The organism is Variovorax sp. P4_D9 (genome assembly GCF_056401695.1).
Genome location: NZ_JBFUIU010000106.1, coordinates 1 through 17525, shown reverse-complemented (window position 1 = coordinate 17525; position 17525 = coordinate 1). Strand labels below are relative to the sequence as shown.

The following is a 17525-nucleotide window of genomic DNA, read 5'->3' as shown; positions in this document are numbered from 1 at the left end:
GCTCGACGCCGCGGCGCGCGGCATGCCGCGTGATGGGCTGATCGCCGACCTGCTGTCCACCGCGGATGCCTGCGTGGTGCTCGACCACGACAGCGAGCCGCGCGGCTTCGCAATGCTGCGCCGCTTCGGACGGGGGCATGCCATCGGTCCCGTGGTCGCACCCGACGTGCAGGGCGCGAAGGCATTGATCGCGCATCTCGTCGGCCTGAACGCCGGCCACTTCACGCGCATCGACATCGACTTCGACAGCGGTCTGGTGGATTGGCTCGAAGACATCGGCCTGCCGCGCGTGGACGCGCCGACGACGATGGTGCGTGGCGCGCCACTCGCCACGCCGCCTGGCGGACCGGCACTGTTCGCCATCGTGACCCAAGCCGTTGGCTGATGCCACGATGGGCACGTCCACATTCCTCTACAAGTCCGACCCGGTGCGAGGCCGCCAGTGGGCCGAGGTGTTCCGGCGCCGCGCGCCCGAGATCGACTTTCGCATCTGGCCTGATGTCGGCGACCCGGCGCAGGTGCGCTTCCTCGCGGCCTGGGAGCCGCCGGACGATCTGGCAGCGCGGTTCCCGAATCTCGAGGTGTTGTTCTCCTCGGGCGCCGGGGTCGACCAGTTCGACTTCGCCGCGCTGCCGGCCGATCTGCCGGTGGTGCGCATGGTGGAGCCTGGCATCGTGCGGGGCATGGTCGAGTACGTGACACACGCGGTGCTCGGCCTGCATCGCGATATGCCGCAATACCGTCGGCAGCAGGAGGAAGGCCAGTGGCGTCCCCTGCCGGTGCGACCTGCAGGTGAGCGGCGCATCGGCGTTCTCGGCCTCGGTTCGCTTGGGCAGGCCGTGCTGGCGCAGCTCGTCGGCATGGGCTTCGATTGCGCGGGATGGAGCCGGTCGCGGCACATGGTCGACGGCGTTCAATGCCATGCGGGCGCCGACGAACTGTCCGCGTTTCTCGCGCGCACCGACATCCTCGTGTGCCTGCTGCCGCTGACCGCTTCGACGCGAGGCTTTCTCGATGCGCGGCTGTTCGCGATGCTGCCTTTCGGCGTCGGTCTCGTGCACGTGGGGCGAGGGCCGCACCTGGTCGAATGCGACCTGCTTGCCGCTCTCGCGAGCGGACAGATCGGCGATGCCGTGCTGGATGTGACCGATCCCGAACCGCTGCCGCCGTTGCACCCGTTCTGGCGCCATCCCCGTATCCAGCTCACGCCCCACATCGCGAGCATGACGCAGCCGCTGAGCGCGGTGGAAGTTGTGCTCGACAACCTGCGTCGCTTCGAGGCCTGTGAATCGATGGTCGGCCTGGTCGATCGCGCGCGAGGGTATTGAGTGCACCCACAGCGTCGAGCCGCCCGCGCGTGAGGACAACACGATCTGCTGTTGCGGCGCACAGAACCGCAGCGTCCTCCGCGCAACGCCCCCAAAGCAGCACCAGATCCGAAGGCGCGCGACATAAGCTGAGGGCATCGGAAGCTTCCTCCGCCTTCGCTCCATCTAACACCGCCATGACGCACCCCACCGCATTGCCCAACCAGGCCGCGCTCGACGCGATCGACCGTGCTCACTTGATCCATCCCGTCTCGCCCTGGCGCGTGCATGAGCAGCGTGGCCCCACCGTGCTCGCCTCGGGCCGCGGCGCGTGGCTGACCGACAGCAACGGCCACGAGCTGCTCGATGCCTTCGCGGGCCTGTGGTGCGTGAACGTGGGATACGGGCAGGAGAGCGTGGTGCAGGCCGCGGCCGAGCAGATGCGCCGCCTGCCGTATGCGACCGGCTACTTCCACTTCAGCAGCGAGCCGGCCATTCGCCTGGCGGAGAAGCTGGTACAGCTCACGCCGGCATCGCTGACCCGCGTCTACCTCACGCTCGGTGGTTCCGAGGCGGTCGATGCCGCCGTGAGGTTCATCGTGCAGTACTACAACGCGATCGGAAAACCCTCGAAGAAGCAGTTCATCGCGCTCGAGCGCGGCTACCATGGTTCCTCCTCCACGGGCGCGGGGCTGACCGCGCTGCCGGCCTTCCATCGCGGCTTCGATCTGCCGCTGCCTACGCAGCACTACATCCCGTCGCCCAACGCCTACCGCGATCCGGCAGGCGCAGAGCCGCAAGYGCTGATCAGCGCGTCGGTCGCGGCTCTGCGCGCCAAGGTGGCCGAGCTGGGTGCGGACAACGTGGCCGCCTTCTTCTGCGAGCCGATCCAGGGCTCGGGCGGCGTCATCGTGCCGCCCAAGGGCTGGTTGAAGGCCATGCGCGAGGCCGCGCGCGAGCTCGACATCCTCTTCGTCGTCGACGAGGTCATCACCGGCTTTGGCCGCACGGGCCCGATGTTCGCGTGCGAGGCCGAGGGCGTGGAACCCGACTTGATGACCATGGCCAAGGGCCTCACCTCAGGCTACGTGCCGATGGGCGCGACCATGATGTCCGAGAAGGTCTACGCCGGGATCGCCGACGGCGCGCCGGCCGGCGCGTCGATCGGTCATGGCGCGACCTATTCGGCGCACCCGGTCAGTGCCGCGGTGGCGCTCGAGGTCCTGCGTCTTTACGACGAGGGCGGCGTGCTCGCCAACGGCCAGCGCGGCGCGGCGCACTTCGCGGCCGGGCTCGATGCGCTGCGCGTGCACCCGCTGGTGGGCGATGCGCGTCACCGCGGCCTGCTGGGCGCGCTCGAACTGGTGAGCGACAAGGCGAGCAAGCGCGGCTTCGATGTGGCGCTCGGGCTGTCCGACCGCATCTTCGCCGCCGGCTATCGTAACGGCCTGGTGTTCCGCTCCTTCGCTGATCACATCCTTGGCTTCGCGCCGGCGCTCACCTACACCGAAGACGAATTCGCGCAAATGTTCGCGCGCCTGAAGAGGACGCTCGATGAAGTGCTCGAGGCTCCCGACGTTCGCGCGGCGCTGGCGGCCTGAGAGAAAGAGCCGCACACCGCCCGCACCGCGCCCGGACCGACGCAGAATCGGACAATCTTCGACTTCCGGTACCGCCATGACAGAAGCATTCAAGATCGATCGACTCGACCTGCGGATCCTGGCCCAATTGCAGAAAAACGGCCGCATGACCAATGTGGACCTGGCGGATGCGGTCGGCCTCTCGCCCAGCCCCTGCCTGATCCGCGTCAAGCGCCTCGAGCAGGCCGGCTACATCGCCGGCTACGGCGCCCACCTGCGGCTCGAGAAGCTCGGCGACACGCTGACCGTGTTCACCGAGGTCACGCTGTCGGATCACCACCGCGAGGACTTCGTGCGCTTCGAGGCCGCCATCCGCGAGGTCGACGAGGTGCTCGAATGCCACCTGGTCAGCGGAGGCTACGACTACCTGCTTCGCTTCCTGACGCGCGGTGTCAACCACTACCAGGAGGTGATCGAGGAACTGCTCGAGCGCAACATCGGCATTGCGAAGTACTTCAGTTACATCGTCATCAAGTCGCCGTTCATCAAGACGCACTGTCCGATCGAACGGCTGTTTCCCCACCCGCGCTGACCGGCGCCTTCGTTCCGTCCATGCACGACACCACGCCTCGCTCCCAGCCGCCCGCCCGCTTCGTCAGGCTGGCGGAAACCGACAGACCCTCGCTCACGCTGCAAATCGACGGCCAGGCGGCCACGGCGCTCGTCGGCGACACGCTGCTGGTGGCGTTGCTCAGCCACGGTCGCCGCGTGCGCGACAGCGAGTTCGGCGACGGGCCGCGTGCGGGCTTCTGCCTGATGGGCGCGTGCCAGGACTGCTGGGTGTGGACGCCGGCTGGCGGGCGGTTGCGCGCCTGCTCGACGATCGTGGAGGCGGGCATGTCGGTGCTCACGCGCCCGCCCGCCCACCATTGGCCGGCCACCCCCGATCTCCAGCGGGCGCTGGCGCGCCGGGCCGTGGGAGCCGAGGCATGACCGCTGGATCAGGCTCCGCCCCGCGCGTCGTCGTGATCGGCGCCGGCCCTGCCGGGGTGCGTGCAGCCCAGGCCCTGGTGCAAGTCGGGTTGCGGCCCGTCGTGGTCGACGAAGGGCTGCGCGACGGCGGCCAGATCTACCGCCGACAGCCCGAGGGATTCAAACGCCCCTACGCCAAGCTCTACGGTACCGAAGCCGCAAAGGCGCAGGCGCTGCATCGCGACTTCGACGCCCTGCGCGTCCAGATCGACTACCGTGGCGACACGCTGGCCTGGAACGTGAGCGAGGGCTTACTGCACGTCGTGCGCGCCGGCGAGCCGCAGACGCTGCCCTTCGACGCCTTGCTGGTGTGCTCCGGCGCCACCGACCGGCTGATGCCCGTTCCCGGCTGGCATCGCGCCGGCTGCTACAGCCTGGGCGCTTCGCAGATCGCGCTGAAGGCCCAGGCCTGCGCGATCGGCGCGCGCGTCGCCTTTCTCGGTACCGGGCCGCTGCTGTACCTGGTTGCGTCCCAATACGTGCAGGCTGGCGCCCAAGTGGCGGCGGTGCTCGACACCGCGCCGGCCGCCAAGCCTTGGGGCGCGGTCGCCGGTCTTCTCGCGCGGCCACGTCTCGCGCTACGCGGGCTTGCGCTGGTCCGTGGGCTGCGCCGCGTCGGCGTGCCGGTGCTGCAGGGCGTGGCGCCCTTGCGCATCGACGGCGACGACAGCCTCGGCGCGCAAGCCGTGTTCGTGCGCGACGCCCACGGCCGCGAGCAGCGCTTCGACTGCGATGCGGTCGGCCTCGGCTGGCACCTGCGCGCCGAGACACAACTGGCCGATCTCGCGGGCTGCGAGTTCGACTTCGAGCCGGTGAGCCGGCAATGGCTGCCGCGCATCGACGCCGACGGCCGCAGCACCACGCGCGGCGTATATCTCGCCGGAGATGGCGCCCGCATCCTCGGGGCCGACGGTGCCGAGGCCGCGGGACGGCTGGCGGCGCTGGCGGCGCTGGCCGACCTGAATCATGAGCCCGGCCGCGCCCTGTACCACGCCGAGTCCGCCGTGCTGCGGCGCACGCTAGCACAGATGGACCGCTTCCGCGAAGGCCTGGCGCGCGCATTTCCATGGCCGCACGCGCAGGCCGCGGCGCTGCCCGACGATGCGGTGGTGTGCCGCTGCGAAGCCGTGACGGCTGGCGAACTGCGGCGCTGCGTCAATGAGTTGGGCAGCCGCGAGGTCAACCGCGCCAAGGCGTTCAGCCGTGTCGGCATGGGTCGCTGCCAGGGGCGCTTCTGCGGCCACGCGTCGGCCGAGATCGTCGCGCAGTCCTGCGGCGTGCCGGTTGAACAGGTCGGGCGCCTGCGCTCGCAGGCGCCGGTCAAGCCGCTGATGATGAACACGCGCGAGATTGAGGTTGCCCGATGAGCGAATCGACGACAGTCACAGACGTCCTGGTGCTAGGCGGTGGCCTGATGGGCACCACCGCTGCCTTCTTCCTGCGCCGGCACCACGGTCTCTCGGTCACGCTGCTCGAGCGGGAACTGGTGGGCCGCCAAGCCAGCGGCACCAATTTCGGCAACGTGCGCCGCCAGGGCCGCGCGCTGGCGCAGATGCCGCTGGCCAACCGTGCACGCGCCGTCTGGGGGCGTGTGAAGGAGTTGCTGGGCGAAGACCTGGAATTCGTACCCTACGGCCACCTGCGCGTCTGCTACACCGAAAAGCAGGCGGCAGTGCTCGAGCAGCATGCGAAGGACGTGAAGCCGTTGGGCCTCGACCTAGACCTGTTCAATGCCGAGCAGTTGCGCCGGCGCTGGGGCATCTTCGCGCCAGAGGTCGTGAGCGGCTCGCTCTCGCCGAACGACGGTCACGCCAATCCGCGACTGGCGGGCCCGGCCTTTGCCCGGGCGGCGCGGCGCGCGGGCGCGAACATCGTCGAGCAAGCCGAGGTCATGCATGTCGAGCACGACGGCGCAGGCTTCGTCGCACACACGGCGGACGGCCGGCGATATCGCGCGCCGCAACTGCTGGTCGCTTGCGGCGCCTGGTCGAACCGCATGGCCGAGCAGTTCGGCGAGGCCGTGCCGATGGATGCCCGCGGACCGCAGATGGGCGTGACCGAACCGCTGCCCTATGCCATCGGCCCGTCGATCGGCGTGTCCTCGCCGGTCGAGCATGAAGGTCTGTACTTCCGGCAGATCGCACGCGGCAACATCGTCTTCGGTGGTGGTCTCAAGGGGCCGGCCCACACGGACTCGATCCGCGCGTACGTCAAGCCCGACAACGTCCTGCGCCAACTGCGCGAGTTGCGCCGATTCGTGCCGGCCTTCGAGAACGTCCAACTGATCCGCGTGTGGAGCGGCATCGAAGGCTACACCGGCGATTGGCAGCCGGTGATCGGGCCCAGCGCCCGCGTGCCCGGCCTGCACTACGCGTTCGGCTTCAACGGCGAGGGCTTCGCGATCAGCCCCGGCGTGGGCGAGACGATGGCTGAACTGATGGCCACCGGCCGCACTTCGACGCCGATCGAGAGCTTCTCCATCGAGCGCTTCACGCCCGAATTGACGAAGCAGGTGGCCTGAAGCGGACAGTGCGTCCCTTCGGGGCTCACATCGCCATCACGACGAACACCTTGCGCAGCGTTTGGTGCACGTGCCATTCGCCGGTGGTGTGCGCAGGAAAGAACAGCGTGTCGCCGGCGCGGATCTCCAGCGCCTGGCCACCGGTCGGCGTGAAGGTGCATGCCCCCGCGAGGATGTGCATGACTTCGGCATTCGGCAGCTGGCGCTCGAAGCGCCCGGGCTCGCATTCCCACAGGCCGCTGTTGTTGCCGCCCGCGCCCGCGAGTTCGATGTCGATGCCGCGCAGGCGGCAAGGTGGCTGGCTCAGTGGGCGTGCGGGGGTCCCCTGGTCCTGCAGGCCGCCGACGGTGGCCGATTGGCGAAGAATGGTGATGCTCATGATGCGGAAGTCGGTGAAAGTTCGAGGGATCCCAAGGGCGAGCTTCGCCCCAACTCGCGCTCGGCCACCTCGCAGAACCAGCGCACGCCCAGCGGCAGGGCGTCGTCATTGAAGTCGTAGCACGGGTGGTGCAATGGGTGTTCGCCATCCGGCCCCGGGTCGGCGCGACCCTGGCCCAGCCACAGGTAGGCGCCGGGGCGGCGCTGCAGCATGAAGGCGAAATCCTCCGAGGTGAAGGCCGCGCGCATAGCCATTTCGGCTTGCAGGCCGACGGCTTCGGCGGCGGCGAGCGCGAGCGAGGATTCGGCCTGCGTGTTGACGGTAGCGGGGTAGTAGCGCACGTAGCCGACCYCGGCCTGGATGCCGCTGGCCAGCGCCACGCCATCGACCGTGGCACGCAGCGCGGCCTCGATGCGGTCCTGCGACACCGCGTCGAAGCTGCGCACGGTGCCGGTGATCGCCACCTTGGCCGGCAGGACGTTGTGGCTGTGGCCGCCCTCGATGCGCGTGACCGACAGCACCGCCGATTCGCCCGGGTCGATCCGGCGCGAGACGATGGTGTGCAGCTGTGCGACGAGCTGGCTCGCGGCGAGGATGGCGTCGGCTGTGTGATGCGGCTGCGCGGCATGGCCGCCACGGCCGTGCAGCACGATGTCGAAGCGATCGGCCGCCGCCATGATCGGGCCGGCCCGCGTCTGCGCCCGCCCCAGCGGAAGGTCGGGCCAGTTGTGCAGCGCGTAGATGGCGTCGCAGGGGAAGCGCTCGAACAGGCCGTCCTCGATCATGGTGCGCGCGCCTCCCTTGCCTTCCTCGGCCGGTTGAAAGATGAAGTGCACCGTGCCGTCGAAGCGCCGCGTGCGCRCGAGCTGTCGTGCAGCACCAATCAGCATGCTGGTGTGGCCGTCGTGGCCGCAGCCGTGGTGCACGCCCTGCGTGCGGCTCGCATGATCTGCTCGCCCCAGTTCGACCATCGGCAGCGCGTCCATGTCGGCGCGCAGGCCGATGCTGCGGGCGGCGCGGCCGCAGCGCAGCGTGCCGACCACGCCGGTGCCGCCCACGCCTTCATGGACTTCGAGGCCGAGGAGCCGCAGCGCACCCGCCACGACGCCGGCGGTGCGCCTTTCCYCGAACGCGAGTTCGGGATGTGAATGCAGGTCGCGGCGCAGCGCGATCAGACCGGGCAGCAGGTCCTCGACCRGCGCGGCGATGGCCCGGAGCGTCAACGGCCGGCCTCGACGGCATCGGCCAGCTCGGCCAACGTGTGGAAGTGGTAGTCGGGCTGCGTGTGCCTGGATTCGATCGTGCCGCCGGAACCTTTCTGCGCATGGCGCCGCTCGATCCAGCAGGTGGTGATGCCCAGCTGCTTGGAAATGCCGATGTCGTGGTACTGGCTCTGCGCCACGTGCAGGTTGTCGGCCTGCTTGTAGCCCCAGGCGCCTTCGAAGCGGCCGCGGGCATAGGCGAAGTAGCGTGCGTCGGGTTTCTCGCACATCGCGTCGTCGCAGCTCAGCAGCATGTCGAAGGGGGAGCCCAGCGTCCGGTCGAAATGGGCCAGCGCCCACTGCTGAGCATTGGTCATCGTCACCAGTTTGAAGCGCTTGCCAAGTCGCTTCAGTGCTTCCACCGAATCCGGGAACGCCGGCCAGTTCGCCACCGAATCGCGCAGGCCGCGTGCAATCGCCTCGGTGTCCGGCAGACCCAGTTCCGGTGCGATGGCGTGCCAGCAGCGCTCCAGGTCGTCGGGATACCAGCCGGCCTTGCCATCGGCGCGCGCGCGGCGGTAAGCGGCCAGGAAGTCGTCATCGGTCACGCGGGATTCGGGCGCCGCGGCGCGCAGGTAGGCGAGCATGCCGCCCTCGAAATCGATCAGCGTGCCGACGACGTCGAACGTGAGAACCTTGAAATCTTGCAGGGACATGGGATTGCTCCAGTGATGAATGCGTCGTGATTGAGAGGAGCATAGGCGGCGCTCTTTGCATGCCCGAACCGATCTGCGTCCGCGCAATGGCACAGAATTTCGTTGTCGGCGCCGCGTCGGCATCTTCTTCGGCGGCCGCATGGCGGGGAGGAAGATGTTCGGCGATCTGGGCGGAACAATGATGTTTATCATCACGAGGGATCAGGTCACCCACGCACCCCGCTTCCTCCGTGAGGGGAGGGCCGCGCGATTGCAACCAGTCCCCTTCGATGCATCCGCGCCAACGTCCTGCGCAGCTGCCGCCCGAGCCCATGGCAGCACCGCGGCCCTGGTGGAAGTTCTGGCGATCCCCGGCCGCCCAGGACCGCGTTCCAAGGTGACCATTTGAGGAAATCCCAAACGCATCCACGCAAGCTGCACAGCGGCCATTTCGCCTTCATGCGGGCCCTGGCCCAGAGTTTGAATGAGCGCGCGAGCTGGGACCGGTATCTAAAACTCGAAGGCGAGCACACGGATCTGCGCACGGCCCGCAAAGCGATCGCCTGGATCCGCGACGAGTTCGCGGCCGCGGCCCGGCTGATTCTTTGGGACCCGGATCGGATCACGGCGGCGCCCAAGCAACCGACCTTGGCCGAGTTCGCCGCAGCGCAGGGCATGGAGGAGTTTTCGGAAGCCGACCAGCTCGAAGCCTACGAAGAGGGGAGGGCAGGGCAAGGGCGGGCAGGGGTCTACTCGTTTTCAGTGCACTGAGTGACGGTAAGGGCGCCGCCAAAAATGCGGCTTCTCACGCGTCGCCATTCCTAAGTCGTTGTCGCACCTTGAGTTTCTGTTACCCCTACAATCGCCTCGCGCGCCGCACCGACCCGTGGTCGATTTAGCCGCCGACGCTCGTTTTCGCTGCAGTTTGCGACGGTAGGAGCTGATCGGCGTAGCGCTCGATGGGGAAGCGAAATATTCCGTGAAGGTTGATGCCTTCCCGTCGCGTGGGCGCGATCCGCCCGATCAGTTCGACTGGGATAACTTGGCGCCGGTTGGCCCAGCGATCGAGCACCGCCTGCATCTGCGCAGTGTTCCATGCCATCACGATGTTCGCCAGCAAGCTCAACGCGTCGGCCACGGCCTGCATCTCGTCGACACGCCTGGCCTGCGCTGGACTGACCCGCCCGGTGTAGATGGCGCGCTTCAAGGCGTTGACCGCCCGGCGATGCGCCAAAGGCGGTGCGGCTCGCGCGCGGTGACGCGCCAAGTCACGCGCCCGCGGCGACCGGCGACCTGGAAGTCCTCGATCACGGACTCGCCGATCTGGAGCGGGTGGTCCACGGCGCCGCTGACGGCCAGTGACGAGGGATGCCACTCGGGCCAGTGGCCCGGCGTGGTGACATAGGCGAAGACTCCGGCGGACGCGCGCAATATCTACGACCGAGACGATGCGGGTGCTGCCCAGTTCCACCGGCAAGAAGAGGGCGACAACCAGCAGGGCGGCCGCGAAGACGGTCGCGATGGAAAAGCTTCCAGGCGCGGCTCATGGGGTTGCCTCATCATTCCCCTGCACTTTCCACAAACGGGATGGCAACCGTACTATTTGCGATCTTGCACGGAGAAGCAACATGCCCATCCAGCTGAATCACACCATCGTCAAGGCCCGCGATCCGCGCGCGTCCGCAGAATTGCTGGCGGAACTGCTCGGACGCGGCGCACCGGTCCGGTACGGCCCGTTCCTCGGTGTCGAGGTCGACAACGGCGTCACGCTGGATTTCATGCAGGTCGACGGCGAGGTCGACTCGCAGCACTACGCCTTTCTCGTCAGCGAAAGCGAGTTCGACGAGATATTCGGCCGCATTCGCGCGCATGGGATCACGTACTGGGCCGATCCGGGTAAGCACCGGCCCGGCGAGATCAACCACGGCGACGGCGGCCGAGGCTTCTACTGGAACGACCCGGATGGCCACTTCCTCGAGATCCTCACCCGACCCTATGGCAGCGGCGGCTGAGCCGTGCGCCGCCGAAGCAGCCGCGCCCTCCTGTGACGTGCTCGTTGTCGGCGCCGGGCCGTGCGGTAGCGCCGGTGCACAGATGCTCGCGCGCGCGGGTTTCGACGTTGTGCTCGCCGACCAGCACGAGTTTCCGCGCGACAAGGTCTGCGGCGACGGGCTGATTCCCGACGCGCACCGCGCGCTCGCGCGGCTCGGCGTGCTCGACAAAGTTTCGGCGCAAGTCGACCGCCGCCACATCCTTCCTCGGCACTGTCCGTCAGCCATCGGTCGGGGACCGCGGTCGCCGCCCCGTCGGGCTTCCAGACTTGCGTAGCGGTCATCGCCTGGTGAGCGCAACGACCGCGGTGCGGGACGCGAATGCCGATGGCGAGACCGAAGCCGCTGAGCAATCGACGGAGGCCGCATGAGCAGCCCCGTGCAAACCCAGTACGAAGACTACCTTCGCCGACACACACGGCGTGGTTGGCCCGATGCTACGTCGGCCCCAAGCACAATGTCGCACCGGGCATGGTCTATCGCATGGAGTACTTGCTGCGCATCGAGGCCGAAGGGCCCGACTACCTGCGCGTCCCGCTGGGCTCCAGCTCGGGCCCGTTCGCGACCCGGGACTACCTCGCGTCGCCATCGAAGCGATTGCGCTGGACGGCGAGCGCTCCTTCGTCCATTGCCGCTACGCTGCAGCTTTTGGACATTCGCTGATGCACATAGCGCCATCGAGCGTCGGGCGGTGCGGCCTCGCGCGAAATCATCTCGGCGCCGCCACCGAACCGGTATAGAACACTTCGCAGCGTCCGCCAAAGAGCTCGCTGCCCTCTTGCAACAGTCTGCGCGCAGGCCCGGTGAGGGACGCGAGCAGACTCGGTTGCTCCACCAGCGGATTCTGGAACGTGCCGTTGATTCGCTGCTGCACCTTGGCGCAGCCCTTCGCGTCGATCAGCGCCATGGTCACGTTGTTGAACCGGCCGTTGACGAAGTCGAGCCCTCCGCGCAAGGCGATGCGGTTTTCTTTCGTCACCATCGCCACATCCTGCGCGTGGGCCACGCCGCGCTCGACCTTCCAGTCGGACACGAGGGTGCGGATCTCGCTGCTGCCACCCGTTCCTTGAAGGATGTTTGCGAAGTCATACCCCTTGGTGACCACCAGGCCGAGAGGCCCGGCGAAGAAGAAGGCCCCCGCAYCCACGAGGCTGAAGTTCTGGCTGGACTCAAACCGCGAAAGCTTCGCGTCCAGATCGCCACCACTGAGCGTGAGGTTCTTGCCGCGCAGCGAGATCTGCCCCTTCACGGACTGCCGCATCTCCTTCGCGGCTCCCTGCATCGACAGGGTCGCGGAGAAGTCCATCCGGCCTGCTGCGACCTTCTGCCGCGCCATGGTCTTGAAGAACTCCTCGATAGGGAACTGCGGGAGGGAGTACTGGATGCGGTAATGCGGGACGGCGCCCGAAACGTCCACTTGGAGACTCCCCGATCCCTGCGTGCCAAAGATCCACGCCGTGAGCGGGCTCAGATCGAAGACCCCGTCCTTCGCGACGGCCGAGAACTTCAGATCCGACACCGTGAAGCCCTCGTTGCGGACCTCCCCGCAAGCGAGTTCCGCGGTGAATGAAAGGTCCTTGATGAGTTTCGAGCGCTGCCCGCCCGAAAGCCGCAGGCGATGCATGTCCAGGCGGCAATCCGCAGCCTCGAACCCTCCCCCGGATCCTTGGTCCACGTAGACGAGCGTCCCGTGCGAAAGGGAAACGTTCGGCCAGTCCAATGCAGGCAGCGTTGCTGCGGTGGCCTCCGGCTGCTCGAAGTTGAAGCGGCCATCGCGGTCCTTCTCGATGGAGACCGTGGCGTGTTGCAGCGTGATCCTCTCGACCTGCACTTCGTTCTTGAGTAGGGGCAGCAGACCGACCTCGATTCTGGCCTGCTTCGCGAATGCGAGGTCCCTCCCCAAGTTGCGAATGTGCACATCCTCGAGCGTGATGAGCATGCCGGGGAAGAAGCCGATTCCCCGCCGTCCGCCGACGCTGACCTCCATTGCCAAGGCGCGCGAGGCCGCCGCCTCCAAGCGCGCCTTGCCGACGTTGCCGTCCACAAGGAGAAACAGCGCCCCCGCGACAAGGACGAGAAGACCCGCCAGCCCGATGGCGACGAAGACGACGGTTCTGATTGATCGTGTCATCGGCTCAGCTGTCACTGGGGTCGGTGTTCGCTATCTGACAGACTCGCGCGCGCCGGTGGGACGAGAGTGTTGGTGCCACGAGTCCAAGACGACGAAGGCAAGGGAGCACGTGATGAAAAGCACAACAAACCTCACGAACGGGGCAGCATTTGCAGAACCGTGCAGAGAGCCCATGTTGATGGTGTTGCATGCCCCACAGATTTCCGCCGAGGTGGTACCGGCTCGGATCCTCGCAAGATCGACGAGGCTTCCATAAGCGATGCGCGAAGGTGCGGCCGCAGGCCCGGCAAAGAAAACTGCAGAGGCGGTCAATGGTGCTCTCCCCGATGAAGAAGATCACGGTGCGTCTGCGCACTGACGCAGCACCGTTTCACTTTGGCTCGGGCGAGGCTGTGCTCCAGTCGATGTTCTGCGACAGCGAGCGTTGCGAACATCCGCAACTCTGCGTCCGAGGGTCCAGGGCCTGAGCCCTCGATGTGCTTTCGGAAAGCGAAAACGATGCGGTCCTGCACTGCCTTCTTGACGCGCACCGCGGCAGCCCAGGCCCTTCGCGCGCCCATTTCCTGAGGGGCGATCAGCGCCCGCGTCGGTGTCCTCGCGCGTCGCAGGGAAACCATCGCGCCGTTGTTGTTCCTCCGTGCCGACTGCCTTCTGGGTGTGACAGGCTTTGACATCTTTTTCTCCTGAGGAGCGGAGGATGTGAACAATTCAACGTTGTAGTGCTTTTACCTTATGATTGCGAGCACTTTTTTGTAAGTCAGCGGCTGATGTCGCTTGTCCAGTGGCGACCGGGCACGACGCGTATGTAGAAGCGCGTCGCCTCTACTCCACGGTGGGTAGCGTTCACTCATTCAAACGGAGCTGCAATGTCGCACGTGGACGCTGAGCAATTTCATCGCGCCATGTGTACGCGGCGTTGGACTTGGCCTGCGCGCTGCAGTGTGCTAAGGCTCGGCGCCTAGCAATTCGCCAATCGGCTTCAGGTCTTCAACGCGGTCGCACACGGTCTTGACGGCCACCAGAAGCGGCACGCCCAGCAGCAGGCCCGCGATTCCCCACAGCCAGCCCCAGGCGAGAACGCCGACAAAGATCGCCACCGGGTTCATGCGGCTTGCGCGGCTGGTCAGCCAGGGGGTGAGAAGGTAGCCCGAGACGATGTGGATGCCCAGCGACACACCAACGATCAGCAGTGCCATGCCGGGCGTGCCGAATTGCAAGAAACCCACCAGCGCCAAACCACCGGTGACCACAATCGGGCCGATGTAAGGCACGAGGTTGAGCACGGCCGCCGCGACGCCCCACACGGCCGCCTGTTCCAGCCCGATCCACAACAAGGCGGCCCACGTGGTCAGGCCGACCAACACGCTGGTGAGGATTTGTACCATCAGGTAGCGCCGGATTTGCTCGTTGATCTCGTCGAGCGCCTGGATCGTGATCTTCTTCTGGCTGAAGGTGGGTCCGGCGATCTTTACCATCTTGCGGCGAAAGCTGTCGCCGGACGTAACCAGGAAATAGGTGATGAAACACACCATCATCGATTGACCGAAGAAGCCGAACACGCCGACCGTGCCGGTCCACAGGTAGTCCCTGATACTGAAGCGCGGCCGTTCGATCTGCACACGGGTCACGCCCTTGCCGGCCGGCGGCGCCACGGAGCCGCTCTCCTCGGCCGCCTGCTCAAGTTTCGCTCCCGCCCTCTGCACCTTCTCCATGGGACTGTCCGGCGCGCCAGGCAGAGCGCGCAGTGACTGGCGAAGTTTCTGCGCTGCGTCGGGCAGCGATTCGGCCAGTGCAGTTGCGCCGTCGCTGAGCGAATAGACCATCGAACCGAGACCGCCCAGGGCCGCGAACAGCAGCACCGCCGCCCCGAGCGCACGTGGAATGTGCCAGCGCTGCAGTCGATCCACCGCTGGCGATAGGACATAGCTGAACATGATCCCCAGCAGCAGCGGAATGAATATCGAGCTGGCCCAGTGCAGCGCGTAGGCGCTGGCCACCACCGCGAGCACCGCCAACGACGCACTTCTCACGTCGACTGGGTTGTGCAGAACGCGCTCCGGCTCGGGTGCCGCGGCCGCCCCTGAGGAGTCGAGGCTGTACATGTTGAGCTTTCAAGGCAGCAGTTCGGCGTAGGCCTGTCGGTCGGCGGCATAGCAGCCGCACGCCATCGCCTCGAGCCCGCGGCGGTCGAGCACCGTCAGGTCACCGCGGTGGTATTCGATCAGCCCGCTGCGCTGCAAGGCACTGGCGGCCGTCGTGATGCCGACCCGGCGCACGCCGAGCATGAGGGCAAGAACCTCGTGCGTCACATGGAAGCTGTTGGAGTGAGCGCGGTCCTGGCTCATCAGCAGCCAGCGAGCCAGGCGCGGACCGATCAGATGAAAGCGCAGGCATGCGGCCGAAGCGACCAATTGAGACATCAGGACATAGATGTAACGGTTCAAACTGCGTCGCAGCGCCGCGCTGCGCGCAAGTTCGCGCCGGAAGTCAGCGGTGGTTACGCGCCACGCTGCTCCGGGGCCTTGCACCAGCGCGTGCGAGGGCACAGTGTCCACGCCCAGGGCCAGCTGCGCGCCCAGCATTCCCTCACGGCCGATCATGCCGACTTCGAGTCCCGGATGGCTGTCGGTCCGCGCCACCAGCGAGATGAAGCCGTCGATCGGGAAGTAGGCATGCTGAGTCGGCTTGCCGGGCTCGCAAAGGACCTCGGCCAGCACCAGTTGGATCGGCTCGCAGAGGGCCAGCAGGCTCCGGCGATCGTTGCGCGGAAGCTGTTCGATAAGGTAGTTGTCGACGGTGGCCAATTGCCTCTCCCATGTGTTGCTGTCACCCCTACGCGACGGACGATCGCGGCGCGTTTGAACGCAGGTCCGACTGTGCAACCAGTCTGAACGAGGAGACACGCATCGACTGTCTGCTAGCGCACAGAGCAGCGGATGAATTGGCGCGTCAAACAGAGCAGCCGCATCCGCCGCAGCCTACCGAAGGTCTACGTTGCCAGCTTCCCGGGAAGCAGACGGTCATACTCCTTCTTGTCCACCGCGTAGCACTCGCAAGTGCGTTGTTCCAGCCCTTGTCGGTCCAGCACTGAGATTCGGCCGCGCGCGTAGCGGATCAGCCCGGCCTGCTGCAACTTGAGCGCCCCCTCGGTCACGCCTTCGCGGCGCACGCCTAGCATGTTGGCGATCAGCTCCTGCGTCATCACGAGCTCGCTGCCCGCAGACGGTCCAGGCGCAGCAGCAGCCAGCGACACAGCTGCTGGTCTAGCGAGTCATGCCAATTGCACACCGCCGTTTGCGTCATCTGGGTGATAAGCGCCTTGGTGTATAGCAGCAGCAGATGCAGGACCGGACCGGCCCGATCGAGCTCGTCCTTCATCGCGTGTGCCTTCAGTCGGAAGCCCTGGCCTGCGCTTTGCACCACTGCCCGGCTGGGCGTGGAGTTGCCCCCCATGAACATCGCGATACCGACGATGCCCTCAAAACCGACGACTGCGATCTCCGCCGAGGCGCCGTTCTCCATCACGTACAACAGCGAGACGATGGTGGTGATCGGAAAGCACACGTGCCTGAGCGTGCTGCCCGACTCGTACAGGACCTGGCCCAGTGGCATCTCGACCCATTCAGGTTGCGGCAGCCAGCGCTGCCACTCCGCCTCCGGCAGTGCGGCGAGCAGGTGGTTCTTTCTTGGGTCGGGCGAAGCGGCCATCATCACGGAACTCCAGGGTGGGTCTGGCTTCGAGGATTACCGTGGTGGTGCTCTTTTACAGCGTTTGTTTGCGAGGAGAATAAGCGGGTTTATATTCGTCTGTATGTTCGATAGCGCACAGACTGCGAACGAAAACGCGCTGTTGACTGAACGGAAAAATCGCGATCACTGTACGGTAGCGAACAGACTGCGGCCCTGGCCTGACTAGGATTGCGGACAAGGACATCGTGACCACGTCCAAGGTCATCGGACGTCGGCGCGCCGTTCTGCCGTGGACCTTGTGATGCAATTTAGCCTGCTCGATCTGCCCTGGTGGGGTCTTGTACTGGTCACGCTGGGCTTGACCCACGTCACCATCGCCGCGGTCACCATTTTCCTTCACCGACATCAGGCACATCGCGCGCTGGAACTGCATCCCATCGCCAGCCACTTCTTCCGTTTCTGGCTGTGGATCACCACCGGGATGGTGACGAAGGAGTGGGCGGCGATTCATCGCAAGCACCACGCCAACTGCGAAACGTCCGAAGACCCCCACAGCCCGCAAATCCATGGCATCAGGAAGGTGCTGTTGGAGGGTGCCGAGCTCTATCGAGTGGAAGCGAGGAACGCCGAAACGCTCGAAAGGTACGGCCGTGGCACCCCAGACGACTGGATCGAGCGCAACCTGTACGCGAGGCATACCCGGCTCGGCATTGGCGTCATGCTGGTGATCGATGTAACCCTGTTCGGTCCGATCGGTCTCAGCATGTGGGCGATTCAGATGCTCTGGATTCCGTTCTTCGCGGCAGGCGTCATCAACGGCGTCGGTCACTACTGGGGCTACCGCAATTTCGCGCCGAACGACAACTCCAGCAATGTCGTGCCCTGGGGCATCCTGATCGGCGRCGAAGAGCTCCACAACAACCACCATGCCTATGTC

At 66.4% G+C, this 17525-nt stretch carries 19 protein-coding genes and 2 pseudogenes; 12 read left to right on the top strand and 9 right to left on the bottom strand.

Annotated elements, in window-relative coordinates; genetic code table 11:
- The 7 genes from AC1DY5_RS14235 to AC1DY5_RS14205 all read left to right on the top strand — a co-directional run.
- Positions 1-385: GNAT family N-acetyltransferase (locus tag AC1DY5_RS14235; RefSeq protein WP_478112233.1), on the top strand; the 385-nt coding region annotated here is incomplete at its 5' end.
- A 7-nt stretch (positions 386-392) separates the two neighbouring features.
- A complete protein-coding gene (locus tag AC1DY5_RS14230; protein WP_478112231.1) occupies positions 393-1328 on the top strand; it encodes a 2-hydroxyacid dehydrogenase in 936 nt (311 codons plus the stop codon).
- Between the two features lie 176 nt (positions 1329-1504).
- Positions 1505-2908 (top strand): aminotransferase class III-fold pyridoxal phosphate-dependent enzyme, encoded by a 1404-nt coding sequence (locus tag AC1DY5_RS14225; RefSeq protein WP_478112229.1) that lies wholly within the window; start codon positions 1505-1507, stop codon positions 2906-2908.
- 76 nt (positions 2909-2984) lie between these two features.
- Entirely contained in the window at positions 2985-3479 is a 495-nt protein-coding gene (locus tag AC1DY5_RS14220) for an Lrp/AsnC family transcriptional regulator (protein WP_478112228.1), read from the top strand.
- A 20-nt stretch (positions 3480-3499) separates the two neighbouring features.
- A complete protein-coding gene (locus AC1DY5_RS14215) occupies positions 3500-3880 on the top strand; it encodes a (2Fe-2S)-binding protein (protein ID WP_478112226.1) in 381 nt (126 codons plus the stop codon).
- Complete coding sequence (locus tag AC1DY5_RS14210) at positions 3877-5286, top strand: FAD/NAD(P)-dependent oxidoreductase (protein ID WP_478112224.1); 1410 nt, start codon at positions 3877-3879, stop codon at positions 5284-5286. The genes AC1DY5_RS14215 and AC1DY5_RS14210 overlap by 4 nt, the downstream gene beginning before the upstream one ends.
- Positions 5283-6440 (top strand): NAD(P)/FAD-dependent oxidoreductase, encoded by a 1158-nt coding sequence (locus AC1DY5_RS14205; protein ID WP_478112223.1) that lies wholly within the window; start codon positions 5283-5285, stop codon positions 6438-6440. The genes AC1DY5_RS14210 and AC1DY5_RS14205 overlap by 4 nt, the downstream gene beginning before the upstream one ends.
- Positions 6441-6465: 25 nt before the next feature.
- Here the strand turns inward: AC1DY5_RS14205 and AC1DY5_RS14200 are convergent, their stop codons facing one another.
- From AC1DY5_RS14200 to AC1DY5_RS14190, 3 genes are read right to left on the bottom strand one after another with little or no spacing between them, the layout of a single operon-like run.
- Positions 6466-6819 (bottom strand): cupin domain-containing protein, encoded by a 354-nt coding sequence (locus AC1DY5_RS14200; protein WP_478112221.1) that lies wholly within the window; start codon positions 6817-6819, stop codon positions 6466-6468.
- Complete coding sequence (locus tag AC1DY5_RS14195; protein WP_478112219.1) at positions 6816-8042, bottom strand: amidohydrolase; 1227 nt, start codon at positions 8040-8042, stop codon at positions 6816-6818. The genes AC1DY5_RS14200 and AC1DY5_RS14195 overlap by 4 nt, the downstream gene beginning before the upstream one ends.
- Positions 8039-8737, bottom strand: coding sequence for an HAD-IA family hydrolase (locus tag AC1DY5_RS14190; protein ID WP_478112217.1), 699 nt, complete (start codon positions 8735-8737; stop codon positions 8039-8041). The genes AC1DY5_RS14195 and AC1DY5_RS14190 overlap by 4 nt, the downstream gene beginning before the upstream one ends.
- Before the next feature lie 438 nt (positions 8738-9175).
- Between AC1DY5_RS14190 and AC1DY5_RS14185 the strand changes: the two genes are divergently transcribed.
- Positions 9176-9487, top strand: a complete 312-nt coding sequence (locus tag AC1DY5_RS14185; RefSeq protein WP_478112215.1) for a hypothetical protein — start codon at positions 9176-9178, stop codon at positions 9485-9487.
- 124 nt (positions 9488-9611) lie between these two features.
- On the opposite strand, the pseudogene AC1DY5_RS14180 reads toward AC1DY5_RS14185, so the two are convergent.
- Both AC1DY5_RS14180 and AC1DY5_RS14175 read right to left on the bottom strand, forming a co-directional pair.
- Positions 9612-9941: pseudogene (locus AC1DY5_RS14180) on the bottom strand (Tn3 family transposase); the annotation flags it as partial.
- Positions 9920-10147 (bottom strand): SRPBCC family protein, encoded by a 228-nt coding sequence (locus AC1DY5_RS14175; protein WP_478112213.1) that lies wholly within the window; start codon positions 10145-10147, stop codon positions 9920-9922. The pseudogene AC1DY5_RS14180 and the gene AC1DY5_RS14175, both read right to left, overlap by 22 nt.
- Before the next feature lie 197 nt (positions 10148-10344).
- Here AC1DY5_RS14175 and AC1DY5_RS14170 point away from each other — a divergent pair, with 197 nt between their 5' ends.
- From AC1DY5_RS14170 to AC1DY5_RS14160, 3 genes are all read left to right on the top strand, one after another.
- Positions 10345-10728: a VOC family protein gene (locus tag AC1DY5_RS14170; protein WP_478112211.1), complete on the top strand. Its 384-nt coding sequence runs from the start codon at positions 10345-10347 to the stop codon at positions 10726-10728.
- The gene (locus AC1DY5_RS14165; RefSeq protein ID WP_478112210.1) at positions 10679-11044 is read left to right on the top strand and encodes an FAD-dependent monooxygenase; all 366 of its coding nucleotides are present in this window, start codon (positions 10679-10681) and stop codon (positions 11042-11044) included. Before AC1DY5_RS14170 ends, AC1DY5_RS14165 begins: the two co-directional genes overlap by 50 nt.
- Before the next feature lie 149 nt (positions 11045-11193).
- Positions 11194-11430 carry a hypothetical protein gene (locus AC1DY5_RS14160; RefSeq protein ID WP_478112208.1) on the top strand — a complete coding sequence of 79 codons (237 nt, stop codon included), beginning with the start codon at positions 11194-11196 and terminating at the stop codon, positions 11428-11430.
- A 46-nt stretch (positions 11431-11476) separates the two neighbouring features.
- Here the strand turns inward: AC1DY5_RS14160 and AC1DY5_RS14155 are convergent, their stop codons facing one another.
- The 4 genes and pseudogenes from AC1DY5_RS14155 to AC1DY5_RS14140 form a co-directional block, all read right to left on the bottom strand.
- Entirely contained in the window at positions 11477-12898 is a 1422-nt protein-coding gene (locus AC1DY5_RS14155) for an AsmA family protein (protein ID WP_478112206.1), read from the bottom strand.
- A gap of 944 nt (positions 12899-13842) precedes the next feature.
- Positions 13843-14907 (bottom strand): AI-2E family transporter, encoded by a 1065-nt coding sequence (locus AC1DY5_RS14150; protein ID WP_478112235.1) that lies wholly within the window; start codon positions 14905-14907, stop codon positions 13843-13845.
- Between the two features lie 102 nt (positions 14908-15009).
- Complete coding sequence (locus AC1DY5_RS14145; RefSeq protein ID WP_478112204.1) at positions 15010-15702, bottom strand: Crp/Fnr family transcriptional regulator; 693 nt, start codon at positions 15700-15702, stop codon at positions 15010-15012.
- A 185-nt stretch (positions 15703-15887) separates the two neighbouring features.
- Positions 15888-16606 (bottom strand): annotated as a pseudogene (locus tag AC1DY5_RS14140) (Crp/Fnr family transcriptional regulator).
- A 283-nt stretch (positions 16607-16889) separates the two neighbouring features.
- Here AC1DY5_RS14140 and AC1DY5_RS14135 point away from each other — a divergent pair.
- Positions 16890-17525 (top strand): DesA family fatty acid desaturase (locus tag AC1DY5_RS14135; RefSeq protein ID WP_478112203.1); only part of this gene is annotated, 636 nt, incomplete at its 3' end.